Origin of the sequence: Arthrobacter caoxuetaonis (genome assembly GCF_023921125.1) — a bacterium.
GTDB classification, from domain to species: Bacteria; Actinomycetota; Actinomycetes; order Actinomycetales; family Micrococcaceae; genus Arthrobacter_B; species Arthrobacter_B caoxuetaonis.
Genome location: NZ_CP099466.1, coordinates 1,614,224 through 1,639,714 on the forward strand (window position 1 = coordinate 1,614,224; position 25,491 = coordinate 1,639,714).

Sequence of the window (25,491 nt, forward strand, 5' to 3'; positions counted from 1 at the left end):
CCGCAGGCGAACTCCAGCCCAGCAAACTCCGGTGCAAACAGCAAGACCCGGAACCCGCGCGTCGCGGATTCCGGGTCTTGGGATGGGGAAGGTGATGCTAGGCGGAGGTGGCGTCCTGCACTTCGCCTACCAGCTCTTCGATAATGTCCTCCAGGAACAGGACACCGGTGGTGTTGCCCTCAGCGTCGAACACGCGGGCCACGTGGGCGCCGGTGCGGCGCATGGTGTCCAGTGCGTCCTCCAGTTCGCTGCCGCGGAACGCTGAGGCAAGGCGGCGGATGCGCTTTGCCGGAACCGGGGCGTTGAACGTCTCCGCCGTGTGCAGGTCCATCACGTCCTTCAGGTGAAGGTAACCGGTGAGCCCGCCGTCGGCGTCGGCCAGGATGTACCGGGAGTAGCCGTGGATGCCCACTGCCGCCCGGATGTCTGCCGGGGTGGGCTCGGCCGGGACCAGGACCATTTGGGGCAAGGGCACCTCGACGTCGGCAACGGTCTTCGAGGTGAACTCGAAGGCGTTGGTCAGGGTGCCGGTTGCATCGTCAAGCACACCTTCGCGGGTGGACTGCTCCACGATCGTGGCGACTTCGTCCAGCGTGTAGGTGCTGGTCGCCTCATCCTTCGGCTCTACCTTGAACAGGCGCAGCACGCTGTTGGCAATGGAGTTCAGCGTCCAGATGACGGGCTTGAAAACCCTGGCCACGAGCACCAGCGGGGGAGCCAGCAGCAGCGCTGCCTTGGTGGGTACGGAGAAGGAGATGTTCTTCGGGATCATCTCGCCCGCCACCACGTGCAGGAAGGTAACCAGCAGCAAGGCCACGATGAACGCCGTGATGCTGATGGCCTCCGGCGTCAGCGGCGTGTTCGCCAGCGGGATTTCCAGCAGGTGGTGGATGGCCGGTTCGGAGACGTTGAGGATCAGCAGCGAACAGACGGTGATACCGAGCTGGCTGGTGGCCAGCATCAGGGTGGCGTGTTCCATCGCCCACAGCGTGGTCTTGGCCGCCTTGCTGCCCTGGGCGGCCTTGGGCTCAATCTGGGAGCGGCGGGCGGAGATGACGGCGAATTCGGCACCCACAAAGAAGGCGTTGACGGCCAGCAGCACGAACAGCCAGATGATGCCGGGCAGATACTCACTCATTGGGTGGCTTCCTTCGTCAGGGTATCGACCAGGCGGTCGTGCGCGCTGCGCGGTGATTCCGAACCGGCGTTGGGGGTGAAGCGCAGGCGCTCAACGTGCGTTCCAAGAACGCGCTCGACGCGCAGGACGCCGTCGTCGACTTCAACTTCATCGCCCAGTTCGGGCATCCGGTCCAGGCAGTGCGTGACAAAGCCGGCCAGCGTTTCGTAGTCCTCGCCGTCGGGCACGGTGATTCCGGCACGGTCCAGCAGTTCATCCGGACGCAGCGACGCATCGAAGGTGACCGAGCGGCCGGTGCGGACGACGCCGACGCGTGCGCGGTCGTGTTCGTCTTCGAGTTCGCCGACGATTTCTTCCACCAGGTCTTCCAGGGTGACGACGCCGGCGGTGCCGCCGTGTTCGTCCGTCACCACGGCGATCTGCAGTCCCTGGCTGCGCAGGATGCCCAGCAGGGAGTCAACGCCCATGGATTCGGGGACCCGCAGCGGCGGGACCATCACGTCTGCCGCCGTCGTGGTGGCACGTGCCTCCAGCGGCAGCGCGAAGGCCTGCTTGACGTGCAGGACGCCCAGGATGTCGTCCGGGTCCCGGCCAAGAACGGGGAAGCGGGAGTATCCGGTGGTCACGGCGATGGCAATGATGTCCTCGGCCGTATCCGTGGCCTGGACGCCCACCATCCGCACGCGCGGGGTCATGACGTCTTCAGCGGTGTGGTCGGAAAAGCGCAGTGTCCTGTGCAGCAGTTCCGCGTGGTCCTGGTCGAGTACGCCTTCCAGTGCGGAGCGGCGGACCAGGAAGCTGAGTTCCTCGGCGCTGCGCGCACCGGAGAGTTCTTCCTTCGGCTCGATGCCGAAGGAGCGGATGACCTTATTTGCCGTGTTGTTGCAGACCAGGATGACGGGTTTGAAGACGGTGGTGAACAGTGCCTGGAACGGAATTACTACCTTGGCGGTGGCCTTGGGCAGTGCCAGGGCAAAGTTCTTGGGCACCAGTTCGCCGATGATCATGGAGAGCAGGGTGGCAACGGCAATGGCGATCACTGCGCCGGTACCGCCGACGACTGCCTCGGGTACGCCGACGCTCAGCAGCGGGCCGCGAAGCAGCGCACTGATGGCCGGTTCAAAGGTGTAGCCGGAAAGCAGGGTGGTAAGGGTGATGCCCAGCTGGGCACCGGAAAGATGGGTAGAGGTAATTTTCAGGGCCTTGATGGTGGGACCAAGACGCTTTTCCCCGGCGGCCTGTCGGGCCTCCAGATCACTGCGGTCGAGGTTGACCAGGGCAAATTCCGAGGCCACAAAGAGGCCGGTACCGACAGTCAGCACGAGGCCAACGCCGATCATGAGCCATTCATACAAATCATTCAACTGAGGTGCCCCCCTAGAACCAAATTGTCTGGCACACAGGAGGGCATGGGTTTATGAGAAGGGTCGTCCATAGTAGCCAAGAGCCTACGGCCCTTTCCTAGGAAAATCCTGAAAGTGCCTGGCCAGAGGGGGTGTTTGGGGCTGATTGTTGCCGAGCTGTCACAAAACGGGGTCCGGAGGTGTCTTATGTACAGCCGGAACGACCGGTGCAGGCGAACTCGAGGAGCGAGAAATGCAAACGGATACCACCACAGCGGCCACGGTCATCCTGGGCGGCGGGTATGCCGGTGTCATGGCAGCGAACCGGCTGGCCGGACGTGGGCAGGACACTGTCCTGCTGACTCCGGATCCCCGCTTCACCGAACGGATCCGGCTGCACGAATTCACAGCCGGCGGCAGGGCGGACCCCACGCAGGACTACCGCTCGCTGCTGCACCCGGCCGTGCGGCTTGTGGCCGGCGCAGCCGCGGCGATCGAGCCGTCGGCGAGGACCGTGCATCTGGCCTCTGGTGACTCGATGGGGTACGAATACCTGGTGTACGCAGTGGGCAGCGGAAGCGCCCCGGCCCCCGCCGGCGCCGTCGCCCCTGACCGGCTGGATGGCGCGCGTGAGGCACGGAGGCGGCTCAGGGAGCTGGCGCGCGGGGAACGGATCGCCGTTGTCGGGGGAGGGCTGACCGCCGTGGAGATGGCGGCGGAGATCGCCCGGCAATACCCGGACAACCCGCTCACCCTGTATGCCTCCGGGACATTGGTTCCGCAACTGGCAGAGAGCACGCGCAGCGGCATGCTGGAGAGCCTCCGCCGGGCAGGCGTTGAAGTACATGCCGGCACAGTGGATCCGGAGAACCTTCCGGAGGCGTCCCTGGTGCTGTGGTGCGCGGGGTTCGGTGTTCCGTCCCTGGCTGCGCGAAGCGGTCTGCCGGTCAATGCTGACGGCCGGCTGGTGGTGGATTCCTCTCTCCGGGTCCCCGGCCAGGACCGGATCTTCGGAGCCGGGGATGCTGCCGTGATTGGTGCGCCGGGATATGGCTACCTGCCGATGACCTGCGCCACCGCGATGCCCATGGGCGCCGAAGCTGCCTCCAACATCCTCCGGCTGCAGGAGGGAGAGCCGCTGCCGCGGCACGACAGCGGTTTCCAGGCGCAGTGCATCTCGTTGGGGCGCCGGGACGGCGCGGTGCAGTTCCTGACGCCCGGGTTCACGCCGCGGCGGCTGCATGTCCACGGACGGTCCGCTGCAGTCTTGAAAGAGGTAATCTGCCGAATGACGCTGCGGTGGATCCGCGGGGAGGCACGAAAGAGCGGAGCCTACACATGGCCGAGGGGTCCGAAGCTGAATCCACAGCCGGTGCCGCGGGCGGCATGGGCCTAACCCGGGAGGTCGAATTCCTTGCCCATCGGGGCATGGTCTTCACCATCGCCTACGACATCACGGGAACCGTCGCCGACGCGGAGGACGTGGTCCAGGAAACCTACCTGCGTTTCTCCGCCGTCGGGCACCCGGTAGACAATCCCCGGGCCTATCTTGCCCGGACCGCGGCGCGCCAGGCGCTGAACTCGGTCCGGGCGTCCGCCCGGCGCCGGGAGGAGTACATCGGAGACTGGCTGCCTGAGCCGCTGCCCACGGGCGCCGGGGAGCAGGCAGACCCGCAGGTTGCGGCCCTCACGGCGGCGGAAGTCTCCACGGCCATGCTGGTGCTGATGCAGAGCCTCAACGGTCCGGAGCGGGCAGCCTTTGTGCTGCGCGAAGTTTTCGGGTTCGAATACCGCGAAATCGCGGCCGCGCTCGGTGCCGGGGAGGCTGCTGTCCGCCAGTTGGTGCACCGGGCCGGGGAACGGGTGCGTTCCGGCCTGCCGCGGACGGTGCCGGACGAGGCAGAGCACAGGACCGCCGTCGAACGTTTCCTCCAAGCCGCGATGACCGGGCAGGTGCAGGACCTGCTGGACGTGCTGGCTCCCGAGGTCGTGCTGGTCTCGGACGGCGGCGGCAAAGTCAGTGCCGCGCGCCGGCCGGTGTACGGTCCGGAGCGGGTGGCGGCGCTGCTGCTGGGGCTGGCAGCCAAATACGGCGAGGGGGCGGTGCCGGAGTTCATCGAGCTGAACGGGCTGCCTGCCGTTGCCTTCCGGGAAGACGGACTGGTGACCACGGTGTTCCAGCTTTCCTTCCGGGACGGACTGGTGACCGGGGTCTTCGCCATGCGCAACCCGGAGAAACTGGCCCGGCTGCAGCCCTGAAGCTATTCCTTTTCCGGCAGCGGATCGGGGTCCAGGAAGGCGACGGTCAGGATGGCCGCCGATTCGCGGATCTGCCATTCCCGGGCACCGAGGGAACGCAGCGCCTCGCTGACGGTATCCAGGTCGATCGGAGTCGGCGGGCGCCAGGCGATGCGGCGCAGGTGGTCCGGGGTCAGAAGGTTCTCAACCGGCAGGTTGAGCCGTTCCGCCTGGGCTGCCAGGCGCGGTTTGGCGGTATGCAGGCGGGCAGCGGCGGCTGGGTCGTTGCGTGCCCAGACCCGCGGGGGAGGCGGCGCGTGCGTGGGGATATGCAGCGGAGGCAGGTCTTCGGTGTCCCTGGCAGCCGCGATGCAGCGCAGCCAGCGGGGGGCTTCCTTCTGTGCAGCGCGCCCGTGGAATCCGGGAGTGCCGAGCAGCGCCGGAACGGTGGAGGGCATGGCCCGGGCCGCGGCGACGATCGCGGAGTCCGGAATCAGCCGGCCAGGGGCGGTGTCGCGGCGCTCAGCCAGCTGTTCGCGTTCAGTCCACAGCTCACGGACGGCGGCCAGCTGGCGGCGGTCCCGCAGCTGGTGCATGCCGGAGGTGCGGCGCCAGGGGTCGGTGCGGGGCGGGGCGGGTTCGGCGCTGCGGATGGCCTCGAACTCCTCCTCGGCGTACTCAAGCTTGCCGTCAGCTTCCAGGACCTTGATGAGTTCTTCACGGAGTTCCGCCAGCACCTCAACGTCCAGCGCGGCATAGCGCAGCCAGGGTTCGGGCAGGGGCCGGGTGGACCAGTCGGCAGCCGAGTGTTCCTTCGCCAGGCTGAAACCCAGCAGGGATTCGATGACGGCGGCCAGCCCGACGCGGGGCAGTCCGGCCAGCCGTGCTGCCAGTTCCGTGTCGAAGAGCTTGTCCGGCCACATGCCCAGTTCGGAGAGGCACGGCAGGTCCTGGGTGGACGCGTGGAGGATCCATTCAACCCCGCGGAGGGCTTCGTTGATGATGCTCAGGTCGCGCAGCGGTTCCGGATCAATGAGCCAGGTGCCGGCGCCCTCGCGGCGGATCTGGACCAGGAACGCCCGCTGTCCGTACCGGAAGCCGGAGGCGCGTTCGGCATCGACGCCGGCGGGGCCGGTGCCGGCGGCCAGTGCACGTGCCGCGCGTTCGAGCCCTGCCACGGTGTCGATGACCAGCGGTACTCCGTCGCGGGGAGTTTCAAGAACGGGAAGGGGAGCGGCGGCAGCGGGATCGGCTGCCGGTGCTTCGGGAGCGGTTTTGCCGGAAGTTTGCGCGGTCATAAGGACTTCAGTCTATCGAGTACCGGCGCGAATACCGTTTCCTGCGGCCAGGCGCGGGAATCCGCGCGACGATTGGCTAGTTCAGGCGCCGCCTCGGCAGCGGTGACACGCCTTCGGGGAGGGGCGGCAGTCCGGCGAAGGTGCAGACCATGTCGGACCAGGCCTCAAGGTGGCTCTGCACGTCGGCGTCGGCCGGAGTCCAGGAAGCCCGCAGCTCGATGTCTATGGCGTCGCTGCGCCCGGCCAGGGTGCCGTAGCTCTCGGAGAGGATCCTCGTGGCGGTGCCGCCGGCTGAGGAGTAGCGGGCACCGTGTTCCTGGAGCGCATCAACCAGCCAGGTCCAGGCGACGGAACCCAGCATCTGGTCGTTGCCCATGTCCGGTTCCAGTTCGGCCCGGATGTACGTGACGATCCGGAAGGTGCCGTTCCATACGGCGCTGCCCTCGGGGTCGTGGAGGAGGATGAACCGTCCCGTGGCCAGTTCCTGGCTCTCGGGCAGGACGGGTCCCACCGGGCCATGGAACGTGGCGGAGGCGGGAACGGGACCTGAAATGCCGACGTCGGCAGCCAGCGACACCGCAAACGGGGCCAGCCGGGTCGGGGCCGGGATCTCTTCCAGCCGCAGTTCAGGCCGGCACTTGGCTCGGCGCAATGCCCCAAGAGCTGTCAGGAATTCGGGGGGCACCTGTGACAGGTCACCAATCGCACTCACCCTCGAAGATTACGGCCGGTCCGGCCTGCTGCCGATCAGGCTCGCCGGTGTTTCCTTTTCGTTACGTGGCTTCAGCTTACGGACCGGCGGGCCCGACCGACAGGGCCAGGGATCAGCGTGCGGCGGAAACCTCTGAAGCGATGGCCGCGGCGAAGGCATCCACGTCCGCTTCGCTGGTGTCGAACGTGCACATCCAGCGCACTTCGCCGGTGGCCTGGTCCCAGTCGTAGAAACGGAATTGGTCCCGCAGCTTATCGGCCACGCCGGCCGGGAGGGTGGCGAAGACGGCATTGGCCTGGGTGGGCTGGGTCAGGGTCACGCCGTCGATCTTCTCAACGGCCGCACGCAGCCGGGCCGCCATGGCGTTGGCGGTGGAAGCCGAGCGGCGCCAGAGGTCCGTTCCGTAGAGCGCAATGAACTGTGCGGAGACAAAACGCATCTTGGAGGCCAGCTGCATATTCATCTTGCGCAGGTAGTCCAGCCCGGGGGCGGCGTCGGGATCCAGCGCGACGATGCACTCGCCGTACATCATGCCGTTCTTGGTTCCGCCCAGGGAGAGGATGTCGACGCCGGCGTCCGTGGTGATCGCACGGAGCGAGACGCCCAGGGAGGCTGCAGCGTTGCCGAGCCGGGCACCGTCCATGTGCAGCTTCATGCCGCGTGCGTGCACGTGGTCGGCGATCGCCTGGATTTCCTCGACCGTGTACAGCGTGCCCAGCTCGGTGGACTGGGTAATGGAGACCGCCAGCGGCTGCGCCCGGTGCTCGTCGCCCCAGCCCCAGGCCTCGCGGTCGATCAGTTCGGGGGTCAGCTTGCCGTCCGGGGTGGGAACAGTGAGGAGCTTCATTCCGCCCACACGTTCCGGGGCGCCGTTCTCGTCGACGTTGATGTGCGCAGTGGAGGCACAGACCACGGCACCCCAGCGCGGCAGCAGGGACTGCAGGCCGATGACGTTCGCACCGGTGCCGTTGAACACCGGGAAGGCCCGCATCCGGTTGCCGAAGTGTTCGGTGAAGACTTCGCGGAGCTTTGCCGTGTAGACATCCTCGCCGTAGGCGACCTGGTGGCCCAGGTTGGCTGCGGTCAGGGCATCAATGATCTCCGGGTGGACGCCTGAGTAGTTGTCCGAGGCGAAAGCACGCAGGGCGGGATCATGAAGGGAGGCAGTATCAGTCACTAAATCAGTCACAAAAATCAGTATCTCTCAGGGTGGGTCTTGGCTGAAATCGGTTCTTAGGAGCGCGGAACCAGGTTGATCCGCTTGCCGTTGATCTGCCCCGCCGGTGCAGTGAACAGGCTGGTGGCAGCGCGGGCAAGCTCGGAAACATCGGTATAGCCGGGGAACTTCCGCTCCGGCTGCCCTGCCCGCATGGCATCATTCACGAGCGCCTTCACGACGAAGACGACGGCGGCAGCGCCGGTGCCGCTGAACTGCGCGGCGATGGCCTGGACCCAGGCCTCCGCCGCAGCCTTGGCCGCGGCGTAGCCGGCGTTTCCCGGCGTGGGGGATTCCACGGCGGTGGAGGAGACGATGGCCAGGCGCCCGTGCTCGGACGCTGCCAGCTGTCCAACGAAGCTGCGGCTGACGTTGCGCAGCGTGGTCATGATGTTCTGCTGCAGGAAATCCCAGTCATCGTCGCTCTGGTCCTCGAGGGTGCCGCCTCCCCGCCAGCCGCCCACCAGATGGATGAGGCCGTCGATCCCGCCGTAGCCCTGCATATCGGAGGCCAGGGATGCGACGTCGCCGGGGCGGCTCAGGTCGCAGGTGCGCAGTTCGACGCCGGCGACCAGGCCCAGGGATTCATCGAGCCGTCCGGCGCTGGAGCCGACAGCAATCACCTGGGCTCCGGCGCGGGCCAGGGCGGTGCACACAGCGGTGCCGGAGGCAGAGGCCGCTCCGGCTACGAGGACCCTCAAGCCCTCAAGCGCGGATGCTTCCCCGGCTCCGGCTGCGCTCATAGTGTGCTGCTCCCTGTGATTCCGGCGGTGGATTCGATGACCGGTGCCATCTTCTTCGACAGCGCTTCGTAGAACATGGACAGCGGGAATTCGTCGTCGAGCACCTGGTCAGTGAGCGCGCGCGGCGGGCCGTCCAGCGGCAGGGCATCCGGCCCCTTGGCCCAGCGCGATGCCGGGTGCGGAGTCACTGTGCCTGAAATCAGAGTGTACGCAGCGAGCCAGTGGGCTGTCTTGGGCCGGTCGATGGAACGCCAGTACAGTTCCTCGATTTCTTCGCCCAGCCGGATCACGACGGCGGGAACTTCGTCCCAGTCGATGCTCAGTTTGCCGTCGGTCCAGTGCAGTACATGGTTCTGGTGCATCCAGGCGAAAAGGAGCTGTCCGCCGAGGCCGTCATAGTTGCGCACCCGGGATCCGGTGATGGCGAAGCGGAAGATCCGGTCAAAGATCACCGCGTACTGCACCAGCGCTGCGGTGCTGCGCGCCTTGGGGTCGGCGTCGTCGTCATGCTGGATCTTTACTGCTTCGCGGAACGCGGTCAGGTCGCAGCGCAGTTCCTCCAGCGAGTACAGGAAGAACGGCATCCGCTGCTTGATCATGAACGGATCAAAGGGGAGGTCGCCGCGCATGTGCGTGCGGTCGTGAATGAGGTCCCACATCACGAAGGTCTCCTCGGTGAGTTCCTGGTTGTCCAGGAAGTCCGCCGCAGCCTCGGGAAGTTCCAGCGAGGTGATCTCCGCGGCGGCGCGGAGTACCCGGCGGAAGCGGGCCGCCTCGCGGTCGGCGAAGATGGCGCCCCAGGTGAACGTGGGAGTCTCGCGGACGGCAACGGTTTCCGGGAAGAGAACCGCGGAGTTGGTGTCATAGCCCGGGGTGAAGTCACGGAACCGGATCGGAACGAAGAGTTTGTTGGAGTATTCCCCGGCTTCCAGGCCGGCAATGAACTCGGGCCAGATGACTTCCACCAGCACGGCCTCGAGCAGGCGGGATCGTGAGCCGTTCTGCGTGTACATCGGGAAGACCACCAGGTGGAGCAGTCCGTCGATGCGGTCCAGCTGCGGCTGGAAGGCCAGCAGCGAATCGAGGAAGTCGGGCACGCCCAGGCCGGCTTCGAGCCAGCTGTCCAGGTCGCTGATCACCAGGTGCAAGTACTCGGAGTCGTGCGGAAAGGCGGGAGCCAGGTCGGCCACGGCATCGCGGACCGTCTCCAGCAGCGCTGCGGCTGCCGTGCGGTGCTCGGCGGGAACCGAACCGTCCTGTTCCTGGAACTGCGCGAACTCCGTGGCGGCGTTCTTCAGGCGCTGCCAGGCGGCGCTGGATTCGGGAGAGGCGAGTTCAGTGGCTGGGGAGCTGAAGACGGTGGACGACATGGCGGAGACCTTCCAGTTGCACGGACTCCCGAACCGGGAGTGAGTGATGGTCCCAGCGTAGCCAGAAATCAAAGAACCTTACCCTTAGCAATCGGCTAAGTAAGCAATGCTTATGCTTACTGTGTTTTGTCGCGGCGTATGGCCCAGCGGCCCTTCGGGTAATCCACGGCAACTCCGGCATAAAACGGTGACCAGGCACGGGCTGCGCCGCTCACCTGGTAGTAGGTGTTGGCGGCCACCACCAGAACGAGCGCTGTTCCTGCCGTCAGCGCCGTCGTCAGGCCCGGGACCGTGTCTACCGGGAGGTTCCAGGCCATGAGGATGCGAAGGGCGCTGTCCATGCAAAGTCCCACGCCCCACGCAATGCTGCTCACCCGCCAGATCCGTCGGAAGCGCGGCAGTTCAGTAAAGAGCCTGTCCCAGTTCCCCGGCCACCCGAACCGTCCTTCGAGCACCGGCTTGGACATCACATAGACCAGCGGCCGCCGGGTCACGGAACTCACGAGAAACCACAGCCCGGAGACTCCCACGACCAGTGCGCCGCGGGCCAGCAGGAACCTCTCGTCCCCGGGGATTACCGAGACCACGGTGCTCAGGGCCATCAGCGCCAGGGCATACAGGGTAAAGGGTGAGATTCGCCGGACGCGGAGGAAGTCCGCCAGCGAGCCGGCCATTGAGGCAGCCGTGCCTGCCAGCAGTGCGGCGTAGGCCCCCACGCCGGCCGCACGCAGTGCGTAGAACAGCGCAACAGGCACCAGGAAGTCCAGGGCCAGGCGGGCAATCCGGGGGAGAGCGGGTGCCATGCGCGAGGCCTTAGGAGCCGACGTCCGCTCCTCGCCGCCAGGTCCGCTTTCGCTTTCCTGCATGAGTAGAAACTACGTCGGCCACGTTGGCGGAACCAGAGTTCCCGGAACTTCTACCGGATTAGTAGCCGCGGCTGTTGGGTGACTCGGTGCCGATCACGGCCAGCGGAACATCGGGGTGGTTCTTCTCCACCCGGCGCAAGGCCCAGATGTCGTTGAACACGGCCACGTAGGCGCCGTCGGTACGGAGGAGGACTTCGGCTCCGTGCACGTTGCTGAGCACCTCGGCAGCGGAGGCGTCAGTCAGCCGGGCCATGGAGTAGGAGAGCTGCTCCATGCGCATGGGGGCGTTGAAGTCCTGGTTCATCCGGTCTTCGACGACCTCGAACTGCATGGGGCCGACGGCGGCCAGCACCGGAGCCTGGTCACCGCGCCGGTCCGAGCGCAGCACCTGGATGATGCCTTCGTGTTCGAGCTGGTCGATGCCGCGGCGGAACTGCTTGTACCGGCTGGGGTCCTGGGACCGGGCGACGCGGAAGTGCTCGGGGCTGAAGAACGGGATGGGCGGGTAGCGGACCGGCTCTTCGACGTAGAGGCTGTCGCCCACGCGCAGGGCGGAGGCGTTAACCAGCCCGACGACGTCGCCCGGGTAGGCCTGGTCGATCACTTCGCGCTCGCGGCCGAACAGGTGCTGGGCGTACTTGGTGGCGAAGGTCTTGCCGGTGTTGGCGTGCGTGACGACCATGCCGCGTTCAAAGATGCCGGAGCAGACGCGGATAAAGGCCACGTGGTCGCGGTGTGCCTTGTTCATGCCGGCCTGGACCTTGAACACAAAGCCGGAGAACGGCGCGTCTACGTCGCGGGAGTTGCCGTCTTCGTCCACGCGGGCGCCGGCGGGCGGAGCCAGGTCAACCAGAGTGTCCAGGATCTGCTTGACGCCGAAGTTCAGTGCCGCGGAGGAGAAGAGGATGGGTGTGGCCTTCGCGTCCAGGAACGCCTGCCGGTCAAACTCGCGGCCGTCGATGACCAGCTCTGCCTCGCCGAGCGAATCGGTCCAGGCGTCGCCTTCGGCGGCTTCGGCTTCTTCGGGGGTGAAGTGTTCTTCCAGGGCCAGTGAAGCGCCTGAGTTCTGCCGGGTGAAGCGGACGAACTCGTCCTTCTGCAGGTCCCAGATGCCGCGGAAATCTCCGGCGATGCCCACGGCCCAGGTCAGCGGCATGGGTGCCAGTCCGGTGCGCTCGGTGATTTCGTCCATCAGGGCCAGCGGGTCGAGTCCGGGGCGGTCCCATTTGTTGATCACGGTGATGATCGGGAGGTTCCGGGAGCGGCAGACCTCGAAGAGTTTCATGGTCTGGGTTTCCAGGCCCTTGGCGGCGTCGACCAGCATGACGGCGCAGTCCACAGCGGCGAGGACACGGTAGGTGTCCTCGGAGAAGTCGGCGTGGCCGGGGGTGTCCAGCAGGTTGATGACCGTGTCCCGGTAGGCGAACTGCAGCGCGGTGGAGCTGATCGAGATGCCGCGGTCCTTCTCCATCTGCATCCAGTCAGAGACCGTCTCGCGGCGGTTTTCCTTGCCGTTTGTCGCGCCCGCCGTTCCAATGACCCGGGCGTGCAGGGCCAGGGCCTCGGTCAGCGTGGACTTTCCGGCGTCGGGGTGGGAGATGACGGCGAAGGTGCGCCGGCGGGCGGCTTCCTTGCCGATTGCCGGATTGGCGCTCGCACGGACGGGAGTCTGGACCTGTGAGGACACTGCCGCTGCTTTCAGGAGTGGGAAGTGGGTGGGGCGCTGCCCAAGGAACAGCCTTTCCATTCTAGCCGCCGATCGCAAACCGGCTTTCCGCGGCGTGCCAGGAGGCGGGCCGACTGGGTTTAGTGTGGTGCACAGCACAGACCGCACAGATTATTGGGCAAGGGAGCCACCATGGCAGAAGCATTCATTGTTGACGCGATCCGCACTCCGGTGGGACGCCGCGGCGGTGGGCTCAGCGCCATCCACCCGGCCGACCTGGCTGCTGCGGTCATCGGCGAAGCGGTCCACCGCACCGGCATCACATCGGACGAGTTCGACGAAGTGATCCTCGGTTCCATTGACCAGGTGGGGCCGCAGGCCATGGACATCGCCCGCACGGCGTGGCTGGCCGCCGGACTCTCCGAACGCGTTCCCGGAACCACGGTGGAGCGCCAGTGCGGTTCCGGCCAGCAGGCGGTGTCCTACGCCGCCCAGGCTGTCATGAGCGGAACGGCTGATTTGGTGGTGGCGGGAGGAGTGCAGAACATGTCCGCCATCCCCATCGGCTACTCCAATACTGCCGCTGCCGAGCTGGGCTTCCCCAATCCCTTCGCCGGGTCGGCGGGGTGGGAAGCCCGGTACGGTACGCAGCCGATCTCCCAGTTCATCGGCGCCGAGATGATGGCCGAGCGCTGGGACCTTTCGCGCGCTGAGATGGAGGATTTCGCCGTCGCCTCCCACGAGCGCGCGCTGGCTGCCCAGACGGAAGGCCGCTTCGACCGGGAGATCCTGCCTGTGGCCGGGATCCGTGCGGACGAAGGCCCGCGTACCCCGGACCGGGCGAAGATCGAATCCCTGGCGCCGCTGCGGGAAGGCGGAAAGCTCACCGCGGCCACGGCGTCGCAGATTTCCGACGCCGCTGCCGTCCTGCTGCTGGCCTCCGGGGACGCGGTGCGGCGCTACGGCCTGCGCCCGCGTGCCCGTATCCACCACATTTCCGCCCGCGGGGACGATCCGGTAATGATGCTCAGCGCCCCGATCGAGGCAACCCGACACGCCCTCAAGCGCACCGGCATGTCCCTGGCCGACATGGACCTGATCGAAATCAACGAAGCCTTTGCCTCCGTGGTCCTGGCTTGGCAGCGTGAACTCGACGCTGACCTGGACAAGGTCAACGTCAACGGCGGCGGCATTTCGCTGGGACACCCCATCGGAGCTACGGGAGCCCGGATCATGACCACGATGCTGCACGAACTTGAACGGACCGGCGGCCGCTACGGGCTCCAGACCATGTGCGAGGGCGGCGGGCAGGCAAACGTCACGATTATCGAACGGCTCGGCTGAGCTCCTCGACTTCTTCTAGACTTCGGCCATGGCTATTAGTTTCCTGCCCATGGCGGAGTCCGGCGACGAGACCCGGGCGCTGGTGCAGTTCCTGACCTCAAACCGTTTCCCCTTCCACGTTATGCCGGCCCATTCTGAGGAGTCAGCCAGGAAGCTGGTGGAGGAAGGACGTTTCTGGAGCGGGGATTCCATCGGGTTCTGGATCGAAAACGGTCCGGAACGCATCGGACTGGTGGTCCTGGACGATCTGGAAGAGGACACCCCTATGTTCGACCTGCGGCTGGCGGAGGACTTCCGTGGCCGCGGAATGGGCGTCCAGGTGCTGAAGGCACTGTGCGCCATGGTCTTCGACCAGTTTCCGGAGATTGTCCGGTTCGAAGGACAGACCCGTGAGGACAACATCGCGATGCGCAGGACGTTCCTGCGTGCCGGGTTCCTGAAGGAAGCGCATTACCGCCTGGGCTGGCCCACCGCTGACGGTACCCGCGTGGCGTCCGTTGCCTACGCCATCCTTCGGCAGGACTGGGAGAACCAGGAGATCACGCCGTTCGAGTGGGAAGACGTTTTCGTCTAGACGGCCCCCGCCGCCCAGCGCAGCCGGAGGCTTTCCTCGAGTTCCTGTTCAGCGAGGCTGCGCTGGATGCGTTCGAGTTCCGCTTCGAGCCGGGGGATCCAGCGGTTTTCGACGGCGCGCTGCCGGGTGCGGGTCTCGGCCAGCTCCCTGCTGACCAGCAGCAGCGCACGCGCGTCGGCGGCGTGGATCACGGCGGCGGCGAGCGCTTCCCGATGCGCTGCGGCAGCAAAGGCGAGCGCTGAGGACCCTGCGGGAGGGACCGGTGCGGGCAGGGTGACTGAGGCGCCCTCGGGGTAACGGATTCCCATCGCGCCTCCCCAGACGATGCCGGCTTTGGCATACGAATCCGGAACGGCCCCGTGCACGCGCCCCAGCCCGTCCATGGCCAGGGTGCGGGACAGCCACAGTGCTGCGTTCCGGGCAGCCTGTTCCCACGCCAGCCTGCTCTGTTCCGCTTTTTCCTTCCGGTTGCTGATCGCAATGCGCAGGATCTGCTGCTTGCGGTCCAGGAGTTCCGCGCCGCGGCGGGCGGTTTCGAGCCTGCGCTCCACCTCTGCCCGTGCCGCCCGGCCCGAGCCGCTCACAGCCGGGCACCGCCGATCGGTCCGGGCAGGTAGCGGTCCAGCAGCTCGGGGGAGAGCATGCTCAGCTCACGCCGCGGAAGAACTGCCAGCGCCGTCCAGGCAATGGACAGGGTCTCGTCCAGGGAACGGTATTCGTCGCGGCCCTGGTTCAGCAGCTTCTCCTCCACCACGGAGCGGAACTCAATGTAGGCGCGGTCAGCCTCACCCAGCGCTGCCTGCCCCACGAGCTCGGCCAGCTCCGAGGCCTGCCGGGCACGGGCCATCGCGGCCAGCACCTGTGCTGCTACGTCCAGGTGGTCTTCCCGGGTCCGTCCCTTGCCGGCACCGGAACGCATCAGCCGGGACAGGGAGGACAGCACATCCACCGGGGGATAGATGCCGCGGGCGTCGATGTCGGGGGAGAGTACTATCTGCCCTTCGGTGATATACCCGGTCAGGTCAGGCACCGGGTGGGTCATATCTCCTGAGGGCATGGTCAGCACCGGCACCACGGTGACCGACCCTTCGCGTCCCTGGACCCGGCCGCAGCGTTCGTACAGGGTCGCCAGGTCGCTGTAGAGGTAGCCGGGATAACCCCGCCGGGCAGGGATCTCCTTGCGCGCGGCGGAGACTTCACGCACGGCCTCGGCGTAGCTGGTCATGTCACTCATGACGACCAGCACGTCGCTGCCCTCCTCATAGGCCAGGTGCTCGGCGATGCTCAGCGCGATCCGGGGAGTGAGGATGCGTTCAATCACGGGATCATCGGCGGCGTTGAGCAGGAGCACCAGTTCTCCTGCAGCGGAGCGCTCCTCCAGCCGGTCCCTGACATACGCGATGTCCGCGTGGGTCATGCCCATCGCGGCAAAGACCACCCTGAAGTTCCGCCCGCCGGTGCGTGACTGCGCCGCAAGCTGGGTCGCCAACGTCAGGTGCGGCAGGCCGGGGACAGAGAAGATAGGCAGCTTTTGACCGCGTACCAAGGTGGTGAGGGCATCGATGGCGGACACCCCTGTGATGACCGCTTCCTGCGGGGGTATCCGGTAAACGGGGTTCAGCGGCCAGCCGCTCACGGGTTCAGAGGTTTCCGAAGTGACGGGCGGCCCGCCGTCGAGCGGCACCCCGCGGCCGTTGCACACCCGCCCCAGCCACTGCGGACCCACCGGGATGTGCAGCGGTTTTCCCTGGAACCGCACCGAGATGCCGCCCGGCTGCAGCCCTCCGGTTCCTTCCAGGACCTGCAGGACGGTTTCCTCACCGTCGACTTCCAGGACCAGCCCGTGCCGTTCGTCGCCGCCGTCGACCTCCACCGTGGCGAACTCATCCCAGCCCACCCCCTGGGTCTCGCCGAGGATCATCAGCGGCCCGCGCAGTTCGCGCACGTCGCTGTAGGAGACAAGGTTCCGGGGGTCCGGGTTCATTGCAGCTCCTTCAGGCCGGCCAGGAAGGCTGCGGCGCGCTCGCTGACGCCGGCGGCGTCGTCCGGTCCGGCCGCTTCACGCAGGCGCAGCAGGGGAGAGAAGTCATAGCTGTCCACGCTGGAGGCAGGCACCCCGGAAGCCACCAGCTGCTGGCAGGCATCGATGGTGTCCAGCACCGCCTGCAGCAGGGCGGCGCCCTTGGCGGCGGAGGAGTAGCCGTCATTGGGGCTCAACGCGTTCTGCACCAGCACGCCGTCGCGCAGCAGCCGCCCGCCCAGCAGGATCATCTGCTCGTGCCCCGGCAGGGAAGCGGCACCGATGATTTCCGCGAGCGCTGAAAGCCGGTCAGCTTCGGCCAGCACCAGGGCGGCCCGGGCTCGGCGTCCGGCCCATTCCGGGTCCCCGTTGGCAGCGTGCCAGCGCCCCAGGGACTCGGCGTCACGGGAGAAGGAACCCCGCCAGCTGACCGCAGGGTAGTGCCGGGAGTAGGCCAGGTCCCGGTCCAGCTGCCACAGTGAACGGACGAAGCGCTGGGTCCCGGTGGTGACCGGTTCACTCATATCGCCTCCCGGGGGTGAGACGGCGCCGATGACGGTCACTGACGCCGTCGCCCCGCCCAGCGTGGTAGCCAGCGACGCCCGCTCGTAGAACGCCGCCAGCTCCGAAGCCAGTGAGGCCGGATAGCCTTCCTCCGCCGGAAGATCCCCGTTGCGGTTGGCGAACTCGCGCAGTGCCTCGGCCCAGCGGGAGGTGGAATCGGCGATGACCACCGCGTGGTAGCCCATGTCCCGGAAGAACTCGGCGACCGTGACGCCGGTATTGATGCTGGCTTCGCGCGCCATCATCGGCATGTTGGACGTATTGGCGATGATGACCGTCCTGTCCAGGAGCGCGCCGCCGGTGCGCGGGTCCTCCAGATGGCTCAGGCCGTCCAGTACGTCGGCCATCTCGTTGCCGCGCTCGCCGCAGCCCACGTAGATGATCACATCGGCGTCGGACCATTTGGCGATCTGCTGCAGCAGCAGCGTCTTCCCGGTGCCGAACCCGCCGGGGACGGCAGCGGCGGATCCCCGCGGCAGGGGATACATCAGGTCCAGCACGCGCTGGCCGGTGTGCATGGGGACCGTGTCGGAGAGCCGGGCGGCAACCGGGCGGGGCCGGTGCACCGGCCATCGCTGCGAGAGCGGGACGTCCTGTCCGCCCACCACTGCAACGCGGTCCAGCGGGCGCAGCTGCCCAGAGGCCAGGAAGCTCACCTCGCCGGAAATTCCCGGGGGAACGGTGACCCGGTACTCCACGCTGCCGGCCCCGGGGACAGTTCCCAGTACGGCTCCGGAGGCGACCGTGTCCCCAACCGCTGCCCGCGGCTCGAAAGTCCATTCCCGGTCCAGGACCAGGCGGTCTTCGGCCGATGCTTCCCGGTCCGCCGTCAGCCACATGGGGGCGGAGGAAAGCGGCCGCAGCAGCCCGTCGAACACCTGTCCCAGCAGGCCGGGTCCCAGGAGTGCGGAAAGCTGGTGTCCGGTGCCCACCGCCGCGTCGCCGGCCTTCAGGCCGCCGGTGTATTCATAGGCCTGCAGGGTGGCTTCGGTCCCGTTGATGGCAATCGTCTCGGCTGATATCCGGGACGGACCCAGGGAGACCAGTTCGAGCATGGACACGCCGGCGAGACCGCTGACCTCAACCAGCGGTCCGCTGACACGCCGTACCCGCGCGGTCTGGGGTCCGGTGTCCCGGCCGTCATCCTTAGGATTCAGTCCTGCCACAGGGTGCGCACCTCCCCGGCGTGCCGTTCCAGCGCCGCGTCCGCGAGCGCCGGAAGTGAAAGATTGACGCTGCGCGAACCAAGCCTGCCGATGATTCCGCCTTCCGGAGCTTCTTCCAGCTGCGCCTGCCGGCCGAGCAGTGTCCGTGCCTGGGCCCGCAGGGCATCGAGCAGCCGCGGATACCGCGGGTCGGTGCGCAGCTGTGCCATCTCCGCAAGGACCTCGCTGCGCAGCTGTTCGCGCAGGTCCTCTTCCTGGGAGAGGACGATTCCTCCTGCCCTCCGGCGCAGGCGTGCTGAGCGGAGCGCCGCCTCGGTGCGGGCAGCGTCACGGCCGTCGGCGTCGGAACGGCTGCGGATGCCGTCTGCTTCCTCCCGGGCCCGCCCGCGGATGTCCTCAGCCTGCCGGGTGGCCGCGTCCACGACCTCCCGTGCACGTTCCTCCGCGTCCCGCCGGATGGCTTCGCGGACAGGTTCCAGCGCGGGTCCGGCGCTGCGCGGCAGGGCGCTCATGAGGGCAGCGTGATCGTCAGCGGGCGGTCCGGATCGTCAAGGAGTCCGGCAAGGGCGGCAGCGCAGGGCGGTGTCAGGAGAACGACGGCGGTGTCCTCGGGCAGGTGCTCCCAGGCCAGCCTGGCTTCCACGGGCGTGCGGGCGGCGTGCAGCCGTGCTCCGGCGAGCTCATAGCCTGCCAGCACCTCCGGTTCCCCCAGGGCCGCCACGACGGCGGCATCCGGGGACGTCACGCCTGTCCAATCAGGATGATCGAGATAATCAGTCCGTAGATGGCGATGCCCTCGGCCAGGCCCACCACCACCATGGCCCGGCCGAAGATCTCCGGCCGTTCACTCATGGCAGCCAGCGCAGCCGAACCTGTGTACGCGACGGCGATGGCCGCCCCGATGGAGGATCCGGCGACGGCGATGGCCGCCCCGATCAGGGCGGCACCGGAACTGTCACTGCCGTCGGTGGCCATGGAAACCGCCGCTTCCGCAGAGCCACCCGAGGCGGAAGCCGGAGCAGCCGCGAAGGCTGCGGCCAGCAGGGCCAGCGCGCCGGCCATGATCAGGGCGTTGACCCCGAGCATGACCTTGATGCCGGCGCGTTGCCGGCGGCGCAGGACATACAGTGCTCCTCCGGCGAGCAGGACGGTAACGATGAGTGCCAGTGGTATTCCGGCAAACCAGGGATTCATGGCGTTTGCCTTTCGGGGTGGGAGACAGCGGGCGGCTCGGGGGATGGGCCGGAGTCCGCCCCGGACTCCGGCAATTCAGGGCTCCACGGTTTGAAGGGCCGTCCTTCGTCCGTGAAGACGCGGGAAAAAAGTTCGTAATACTCCAGCCGCAGTGCCTGGATGCCGGCGACCAGGCCTTCCAGCGCGAAGGTGATGGCATTGCCGATGAGGAACACCAGCACGGCAAGGACGGCACGCCAGTCCGGGTGCCACAGCGCCGTCGTGCCCTGCCAGACAATTGACATCAGTGCTGCGTGGGTAAGGCCAAAGGCCGCCAGGCGGGTAAAGGACACCAGGTTGGAGCCGAGCTGGATGACCGTGTCCACCAGCTCCACCGAAGCCTGCACGCCGCCGGTGGCACCGCCTCCGGCTTCCACGAAGAGTCCGATGAAAATCAGCACGAGGGCCAGCCCGGCCAGCACGGCAGCGGCGATGACCATGGCGGGTATCCCGGCCAGGAGCCCGCCCGCCAGGAGTCCCACGGCCAGGAAGAGCATGGCTCCGGCGAGCCCGCTGCGGGCATAGAGGGCATACCCCCAGCCGCCCTCCCGGACACGGTTGATGGTGCCGACGGTGTACGCGCCCGCAAGCAGCACGGCACCGAAAATCAGCGCGGCAATCAGCAGCGGGATGGGATTCTCCACCGGCTCGAGCCAGAGCACCGGAATGACGTGGGTGGGCCCGAAGAATTCTCCGTAAAGGATCCCGAAGAACACGGCGGCCATCCCCGCGCCAAAAATAAACAGCCACGTGCGCTGGAATCTACGCAGCGCCGGGACCAGGCCGGAGCGCATGAGCAGCCCAAAGAGGACCAGCAGCAGCCCCTGCCCGGCGTCGCCGAACATCATCCCGAACATGACCACGTACGCCAGCCCGGCCAGCCGGGCCGGATCCAGGTCCGCGTACGGAACGGTGGTGTACGTGTCCACCAGGAGCCGGGACAGCCTGGGCGCCTGCCGGGAGCGCTTCTCGTTGCCGGTCAGCAGTGTGGGGGGCTGCACGCCCCGGGGGGTCTTCAGCGGCACGACTCCGGCTCCCAGGGGTGCCAGTGTGCCCTGCAGTTCTCGAAGCCGGCGTGCCGGCGTCCAGCCGACCAATCCGGACACCGGGCCGTTTTCCACGGCGGCTTCCGCTGCCCGGTCCAGTTCCTCCGGGCCGTTGCCCGGGGTGTAGGGCAGGTCCAGTTCGACGGCGGCGCTGCGCGCGACTTCGGTGAGCGCCTCCCGCCTGCTCTCTGTGGGGGTTATCACGGCCACCCGTTCCATCCGGACCGGGCTGAGGGTTTCACGCCACGGCATCGAGCACCTCGCTGCCTCCTCCTGCGGACGCGGCCGCGAGCGCAGCACGCATCCGCCACGCGTCGACGGCCAGGACAGCTACGGCTCCCACTGCGGTGTCCGGGCCGGGCAGCCCCGACCTCAGCAGGCGGAATGCGTCCTCTTCAACCCGGGCCTGCAGGGCCGCTTCGGCGCGCCAGAGCCCCGTGGGGTCCTCGACGCCGTCCAGTACCGGAGCGGCTGCCGCCGGAAGGGCAGCGCGGAAGGATGCGACGTCGTCCGCTGTTGACCAGGTGCCGCCAATCAGGGGCTGCAGCAGCATGCCCAGCCGTTCCGGGATCTCCGGCACCGTTGACGTTCCCGTTGCCGGCGAGACCAGGATGCGGCGGGCTGCGAGCAGTGCCGCTTCAGCGACGGCCCAGCTCCGGGCCTGCGGAACAGCGGCGGCCAGCCGGCGGAGCCAGACGGCCGTCAGGGTGTCCGGCATCGTGTCCGGGCTGCCGGGATCACCCCAGGGGCTGGTCCGGAGCAGTTCCGCAAGCTCCGCCGTCGAGCCGGCAGCGGAAAGCCGCGGCCAAGCGGTTGCCAGTCCGCCGAGTTCGAAGTATTCGGGAAGCGGAACACTGCGGTGGAGGTCCCCGGCGCTGTCCTGGTCTCCGAGCTGGCCGGCGGGCTGGTCGGCAGACTCCGCGAGGCGGCGGGCGAGGAGCAGGATGTTCACCAGTTCAAACGCTGCTCCGGCCGCGTGGACCATGCGTGCCCCCGAGACAGGGACCCAGCCTGCCAGGACCCGCAGCTGCCACAGCACGCTGCGGCGGGTCGCGTCCTGGGCTGCCGCCAGGTCCGTGGTTCCCGCCAGGTCCGCTGCATAGGAGGTGCTGCTGAGCACTTCCAGGGCCTGGTCCAGGCTGGACTGCGCCGCAGCTTCGCGGCACAGGCCCGCCCCGGCACGCCGCCGGGCCATCGCTTTGGCCCGGACCGTTGCCGCCACCCAGTCGGACCTCATGAGCCCTGCCTCGGGGCGGTGTCCGGGCCCAGGTAGTCCTGGATCACGGAGGCGGCGATCCCTGCGGCCAGCTGGGTGACCCTGCCCGCTGCGCCCGCCGAGATGCTGGCCGCGCGTTGCCGGGCCTGGTCCAGGCGTTCCTGGTCACGTGCCGCGGCCTCCTGTGAGACCTGTTCGGCGGCCCGGGCCCGGACCGCACCGGAATCCATCCGGGCCTGGGCAACGTCGGCGTCCGCCTGGCGCCGGGCATCGGAAAGGATGGTGCGTGCCTGTTCCCCGGCCGCTTCAAGGAGCTGCCGCGCCGCTTCGACGTCGGGCTTCAAGGCTTCGAAAACCGGGAGCAGTTCGGCTGCGGACCCTTCATCGTCCGCTGAGGGGACTCCTACGGGTCCGGAGGGACCGGGTGCCCCGACCGGCCGGAACCGATCCAGGATGGTTGGCCGCGCCATGTCTCATGCACCTCCCAAGGATTGGCATGCGTTCGAGCGTTGTGCCGGACGGTTTACTCCTCCTTGGCTGCAGCCTCTTCACGAGGCTGGCGCAAATCTCGGCGTCTTCGGGCCTCCGCACCGGACGCAAAAAGCCCGCCGTACGCTGGTCCGAAAACGTGTTTGACCCTCATTCGAGCGTACGGCGGGCTGCAGGGGCGCACAATGGCAGGGCGCCAAGTGTCCGTCCGGGCGTCAGTTCCCGTCGGTGTCCTTGGGGACAAGCTTGATGGAAATCGAGTTGATGCAGAAGCGCTGGTCGGTGGGGGTGTTGAATCCCTCGCCTTCGAAGAGGTGGCCCATGTGGGAGTCGCAGTTGGCGCAGCGCACCTCGATGCGGTCCATCCCCATGGAGCGGTCGTGCAGGTAGCGGACCGTTCCTTCGGCCAGCGGTGCAAAGAAGGACGGCCACCCGCAGTGGGAATCGAACTTCTCGTTGCTGGTGAACAGTTCCGCACCGCAGGCACGGCAGGCGTAGACGCCCTCGGTCTTGGTGTCCCAGTACTCCCCGGTGTACGGACGTTCGGTTCCGGCCTTCCGGAGGACCTGGTACTCGGCCGGCGTGAGTTCGCTGCGCCACTCGTCGTCGGACTTCTGGACGGGAACCTGGATCCCGGTTGCACCTTCAGGCTTGCTTGCGTTGATTCCTGTATCGCTCATAACCGCCTCAACGTTCCAGGGGCTCCAATAATTTCGCGGTGATGCGATCTACGAATCGCCGATGAAGCTGGAGCCGGAGTACAGGTGGAGGACCGGCACTCCGAGCCGCTCCTGTGCTTCGTTGGCCCAGTCGGTGCGGAACGTGTCCTCGACGGCGTGCGGTGTCGTGATCACGACGACCTGCTGGGCGCTGGAGTCCGTGGCCTCCTCCACCACGGCCTGCACCGGGTTCTCGCCGGTGACCCTGCCGTCGGCGTCGAACCCCAGTCCGCGCAGCAGGTCCAGGGACTCGGCCAGTTCCTGCTCCGCTGCTTTCACTTCCTGCTTGGGCGTTCGATGCGGCCCCGCGATGTTCCGGTACGCTGCGGCGAAATCGAGGAGGCTGAGGTTATCCAGGACGTCCACGAGCATGTTCCGTCCCGGATCTGACGGAACCAGGACCTCGAAGCGGACGGGATTGTTTTCGGCAAGGTAGCCCAGGTTGCGGGCATCTGCTTCATTCAGGGGTTCTTCGGTCAGCACCACGATCGTCGGATTCATCCCGCCAGCCTAGCTTCAGCGCCGGTCGGGTGAGAAGGACCCGATGCGGCACGGTTTTTCGGCCCCTGCGGCAAAGTCAGTCACAATGAAGGCATGCAACTCTCAGCTTCCGAGGCGCCCGTACAGGCCGTCTCAGCCCAGACCGCATCCTGGGTGAAATGGACTGCCTTCGGTGCCGGTATGGGAATGGCAGCGTCGACTGCCGTCCTGGCCGCGACGTCGGGTCTGGCCGTGTATTTTGCCCGGCAGATTGTCACGCCGCGCCGTGCGCGGGATGAGAACCTCGAAATCCTCGCCGTGATTGATACCCCCGAGGGACAGCAGATCATCCTTCCGGCCAATGCCGACACCACCGCTGAGGGCTCCTACGGCCTGTATTTTGACGGCGGTACCGGCTACGCCCGGATCGGAGCCATCCGCTCCTACGTTCCCCGCGAAGGGACCGTGCAGCGCGACGTCGAACGCGTCTACTCAGGGGACCTAGCCACCGCGGTACGCGGCTGGTGGTCCGGGACTATCCATCCGACGCCGTCGGACGCCGGTTTCCCGCAGGAAGACGTGGAGATCGACGTCGAGAACGGCAAGGCTCCCGCGTGGCTGGTGCGCTCGCTGGATGCAACGGATACCTGGGCCATCATGGTGCATGGCAGGGGAGCCCAGCGCACGGAGACAATCCGGGGGCTCGGGGCCGCGCGCAGTGCCGGCATGACGAGCCTGCTGATTTCCTATCGGAACGACGGCGAAGCGCCCTACACCTCGGACGGGCGCTACGGCCTGGGCCTGACCGAATGGCGTGACGTCGAAGCAGCCATCCGCTATGCCCTGGACCACGGCGCTCGGGACGTTGTCCTGTTTGGCTGGTCCATGGGCGGCGCGATTGCCCTGCAGACCGCCGACAAGTCCCCGCTGGGCCGGCACATCCGGGCACTGGTGCTGGACGGTCCGGTGGTGAACTGGGTGGAGGTCTTGGCCCATCACGCCCGGTTGAACCGGATCCCGGCACAGGTGGGCAGGCTCGGGCAGTGGCTGATTTCCAACGCAGCCGGCCGGACGCTGACCGGACTTGCTGCTCCGCTGGACCTGAAGAGCATGGACTGGGTTGCCCGTGCCGAGGAGATCCGGACCCCGGTGCTGATCGTGCACAGCGAGAGGGACGAGTTTGTTCCGGTGGGACCCTCGGCTGACCTGGCCGAGAAGAACCCGGACCTCGTGACCTTCGTGCGGTTCCCCCAGGGCGGACACACCCGCGAATACAACACCGATCCCGTGTGCTGGGAAGACGCCGTTTCAGGATGGCTGCGGACCGCCCTGGGGCGGACCCGGCGGCCCGGGGAGCACCGCTAGGCCCGGGGAGTACCGCTAGGGGCGTTCAGGGACCTTCACCGGGGATTGCGGTGCCTCAACTGGGGTTTGCGGCACCGCATGTGGCGTACCGTGCCTCAACTGGGGTTTGGGGCACCTCATTGTGGCGTACCGTGCCGGATGCGAGCATGAGGGAAACCGGAAGGGATCTCCGATACCGGTAGGAGGAACCATGCTCGTTGCCGCATCGGTCTTCGCGTTTATTGCCGCTGCCATCCACGTCTACATCTTTGTGCTGGAGTCCATCCGGTGGACGGCACCGGCAACCATGGCGCTGTTCCGGATCCCGGACGAGGAACAGGCAGCCCACACCCAGGCGCTCGCCTACAACCAGGGTTTCTACAACCTCTTCCTCGCCGTGGGTGCAGTCCTGGGAGTCCTCCTGCTGGCCAGGGGGAACATAGCTGTTGGTGCTTCGCTGATCGGGTTTGCTGCGGCGTCGATGATGCTGGCGGGCGTGGTGCTGCTGCTGAAAGACCGCCGTATGCTCCGGCCTGCGCTCATCCAGGCCGTTCCGGCGTTTTTGGCGCTGGTGTTCCTTGTTGCGGGGCTCTGAGCCGGACACGTGTCCTGGCCGGCGGCTCGCAATCCCGTTAGTTAGGGTGCCGCTTCTTGTTGTGCCTCCGGCGCTTGAGGGTGCTAATGGCCCGGTCGCCGTAATCCTATT

General features: G+C 67.2%; 26 protein-coding genes. 6 read left to right on the top strand and 20 right to left on the bottom strand.

Annotation, left to right across the window (positions count from 1 at the left end):
* Positions 1 to 97 precede the first annotated feature (97 nt).
* On the bottom strand, positions 98 to 1,138 hold the full coding sequence (locus NF551_RS07310; protein WP_227896994.1) for a hemolysin family protein: 1,041 nt from the start codon (positions 1,136 to 1,138) through the stop codon (positions 98 to 100).
* Positions 1,135 to 2,493 carry a hemolysin family protein gene (locus tag NF551_RS07315; protein WP_227897183.1) on the bottom strand — a complete coding sequence of 453 codons (1,359 nt, stop codon included), beginning with the start codon at positions 2,491 to 2,493 and terminating at the stop codon, positions 1,135 to 1,137. The genes NF551_RS07310 and NF551_RS07315 overlap by 4 nt, the downstream gene beginning before the upstream one ends.
* 241 nt (positions 2,494 to 2,734) lie before the next feature.
* Between NF551_RS07315 and NF551_RS07320 the strand changes: the two genes are divergently transcribed.
* Positions 2,735 to 3,877 (top strand): NAD(P)/FAD-dependent oxidoreductase, encoded by a 1,143-nt coding sequence (locus NF551_RS07320; protein ID WP_227896987.1) that lies wholly within the window; start codon positions 2,735 to 2,737, stop codon positions 3,875 to 3,877.
* On the top strand, positions 3,820 to 4,740 hold the full coding sequence (sigJ, locus tag NF551_RS07325) for an RNA polymerase sigma factor SigJ (RefSeq protein WP_227896985.1): 921 nt from the start codon (positions 3,820 to 3,822) through the stop codon (positions 4,738 to 4,740). Before NF551_RS07320 ends, sigJ begins: the two co-directional genes overlap by 58 nt.
* A 2-nt stretch (positions 4,741 to 4,742) precedes the next feature.
* On the opposite strand, the gene NF551_RS07330 is transcribed toward sigJ, so the two are convergent.
* The 7 genes from NF551_RS07330 to NF551_RS07360 all read right to left on the bottom strand — a co-directional run bounded on the left by NF551_RS07330 (position 4,743) and on the right by NF551_RS07360 (position 12,611).
* Positions 4,743 to 6,017, bottom strand: coding sequence for an HRDC domain-containing protein (locus NF551_RS07330; protein ID WP_227896983.1), 1,275 nt, complete (start codon positions 6,015 to 6,017; stop codon positions 4,743 to 4,745).
* Positions 6,018 to 6,093: 76 nt separating this feature from the next.
* Positions 6,094 to 6,720: a DUF3000 domain-containing protein gene (locus NF551_RS07335; protein WP_227897182.1), complete on the bottom strand. Its 627-nt coding sequence runs from the start codon at positions 6,718 to 6,720 to the stop codon at positions 6,094 to 6,096.
* A 121-nt stretch (positions 6,721 to 6,841) separates the two neighbouring features.
* Positions 6,842 to 7,918, bottom strand: coding sequence for a threonine aldolase family protein (locus NF551_RS07340; protein ID WP_227896982.1), 1,077 nt, complete (start codon positions 7,916 to 7,918; stop codon positions 6,842 to 6,844).
* A 44-nt stretch (positions 7,919 to 7,962) separates the two neighbouring features.
* Positions 7,963 to 8,688 carry an SDR family oxidoreductase gene (locus tag NF551_RS07345; RefSeq protein ID WP_227896981.1) on the bottom strand — a complete coding sequence of 242 codons (726 nt, stop codon included), beginning with the start codon at positions 8,686 to 8,688 and terminating at the stop codon, positions 7,963 to 7,965.
* The gene (locus NF551_RS07350; RefSeq protein WP_227896980.1) at positions 8,685 to 10,058 is read right to left on the bottom strand and encodes a DUF6421 family protein; all 1,374 of its coding nucleotides are present in this window, start codon (positions 10,056 to 10,058) and stop codon (positions 8,685 to 8,687) included. The genes NF551_RS07345 and NF551_RS07350 overlap by 4 nt, the downstream gene beginning before the upstream one ends.
* Before the next feature lie 116 nt (positions 10,059 to 10,174).
* Complete coding sequence (locus tag NF551_RS07355; protein WP_227896975.1) at positions 10,175 to 10,861, bottom strand: VC0807 family protein; 687 nt, start codon at positions 10,859 to 10,861, stop codon at positions 10,175 to 10,177.
* Between the two features lie 121 nt (positions 10,862 to 10,982).
* Positions 10,983 to 12,611 carry a peptide chain release factor 3 gene (locus NF551_RS07360; protein ID WP_227896974.1) on the bottom strand — a complete coding sequence of 543 codons (1,629 nt, stop codon included), beginning with the start codon at positions 12,609 to 12,611 and terminating at the stop codon, positions 10,983 to 10,985.
* A 171-nt stretch (positions 12,612 to 12,782) separates the two neighbouring features.
* Here NF551_RS07360 and NF551_RS07365 point away from each other — a divergent pair, with 171 nt between their 5' ends.
* On the top strand, positions 12,783 to 13,934 hold the full coding sequence (locus tag NF551_RS07365) for an acetyl-CoA C-acetyltransferase (protein ID WP_227896970.1): 1,152 nt from the start codon (positions 12,783 to 12,785) through the stop codon (positions 13,932 to 13,934).
* Positions 13,935 to 13,962: 28 nt separating this feature from the next.
* Complete coding sequence (locus tag NF551_RS07370; RefSeq protein WP_227896969.1) at positions 13,963 to 14,508, top strand: GNAT family N-acetyltransferase; 546 nt, start codon at positions 13,963 to 13,965, stop codon at positions 14,506 to 14,508.
* Here the strand turns inward: NF551_RS07370 and NF551_RS07375 are convergent.
* The 11 genes from NF551_RS07375 to NF551_RS07425 form a co-directional block, all read right to left on the bottom strand.
* On the bottom strand, positions 14,505 to 15,092 hold the full coding sequence (locus tag NF551_RS07375) for a V-type ATP synthase subunit D (RefSeq protein ID WP_227896967.1): 588 nt from the start codon (positions 15,090 to 15,092) through the stop codon (positions 14,505 to 14,507). The genes NF551_RS07370 and NF551_RS07375 overlap by 4 nt on opposite strands.
* Positions 15,089 to 16,492, bottom strand: coding sequence for a V-type ATP synthase subunit B (locus tag NF551_RS07380; protein ID WP_227896964.1), 1,404 nt, complete (start codon positions 16,490 to 16,492; stop codon positions 15,089 to 15,091). Before NF551_RS07380 ends, NF551_RS07375 begins: the two co-directional genes overlap by 4 nt.
* On the bottom strand, positions 16,489 to 18,258 hold the full coding sequence (locus NF551_RS07385) for a V-type ATP synthase subunit A (protein WP_227896962.1): 1,770 nt from the start codon (positions 18,256 to 18,258) through the stop codon (positions 16,489 to 16,491). Before NF551_RS07385 ends, NF551_RS07380 begins: the two co-directional genes overlap by 4 nt.
* Positions 18,246 to 18,770 (bottom strand): V-type ATP synthase subunit E family protein, encoded by a 525-nt coding sequence (locus tag NF551_RS07390; RefSeq protein ID WP_227896961.1) that lies wholly within the window; start codon positions 18,768 to 18,770, stop codon positions 18,246 to 18,248. Before NF551_RS07390 ends, NF551_RS07385 begins: the two co-directional genes overlap by 13 nt.
* Positions 18,767 to 19,003 (bottom strand): hypothetical protein, encoded by a 237-nt coding sequence (locus NF551_RS07395; RefSeq protein ID WP_227896958.1) that lies wholly within the window; start codon positions 19,001 to 19,003, stop codon positions 18,767 to 18,769. The genes NF551_RS07390 and NF551_RS07395 overlap by 4 nt, the downstream gene beginning before the upstream one ends.
* The gene (locus tag NF551_RS07400; protein WP_227896954.1) at positions 19,000 to 19,452 is read right to left on the bottom strand and encodes an ATP synthase subunit C; all 453 of its coding nucleotides are present in this window, start codon (positions 19,450 to 19,452) and stop codon (positions 19,000 to 19,002) included. The genes NF551_RS07395 and NF551_RS07400 overlap by 4 nt, the downstream gene beginning before the upstream one ends.
* Entirely contained in the window at positions 19,449 to 20,741 is a 1,293-nt protein-coding gene (locus NF551_RS07405) for a V-type ATPase 116kDa subunit family protein (protein WP_227896952.1), read from the bottom strand. The genes NF551_RS07400 and NF551_RS07405 overlap by 4 nt, the downstream gene beginning before the upstream one ends.
* A 34-nt stretch (positions 20,742 to 20,775) precedes the next feature.
* Complete coding sequence (locus NF551_RS07410) at positions 20,776 to 21,774, bottom strand: V-type ATPase subunit (protein ID WP_227896950.1); 999 nt, start codon at positions 21,772 to 21,774, stop codon at positions 20,776 to 20,778.
* Positions 21,771 to 22,223 carry a hypothetical protein gene (locus NF551_RS07415; protein WP_227896948.1) on the bottom strand — a complete coding sequence of 151 codons (453 nt, stop codon included), beginning with the start codon at positions 22,221 to 22,223 and terminating at the stop codon, positions 21,771 to 21,773. The genes NF551_RS07410 and NF551_RS07415 overlap by 4 nt, the downstream gene beginning before the upstream one ends.
* Positions 22,224 to 22,457: 234 nt before the next feature.
* Positions 22,458 to 22,922 (bottom strand): peptide-methionine (R)-S-oxide reductase MsrB, encoded by a 465-nt coding sequence (gene msrB, locus NF551_RS07420; RefSeq protein WP_227896947.1) that lies wholly within the window; start codon positions 22,920 to 22,922, stop codon positions 22,458 to 22,460.
* A 48-nt stretch (positions 22,923 to 22,970) separates the two neighbouring features.
* Positions 22,971 to 23,462, bottom strand: coding sequence for a hypothetical protein (locus NF551_RS07425; protein ID WP_227896946.1), 492 nt, complete (start codon positions 23,460 to 23,462; stop codon positions 22,971 to 22,973).
* Positions 23,463 to 23,555: 93 nt separating this feature from the next.
* Between NF551_RS07425 and NF551_RS07430 the strand changes: the two genes are divergently transcribed.
* Entirely contained in the window at positions 23,556 to 24,806 is a 1,251-nt protein-coding gene (locus NF551_RS07430; RefSeq protein ID WP_227896944.1) for an alpha/beta hydrolase family protein, read from the top strand.
* Positions 24,807 to 24,996: 190 nt separating this feature from the next.
* Positions 24,997 to 25,380 carry a DUF1304 domain-containing protein gene (locus tag NF551_RS07435; RefSeq protein ID WP_227896942.1) on the top strand — a complete coding sequence of 128 codons (384 nt, stop codon included), beginning with the start codon at positions 24,997 to 24,999 and terminating at the stop codon, positions 25,378 to 25,380.
* The last annotated feature ends 111 nt before the right edge of the window (positions 25,381 to 25,491 follow it).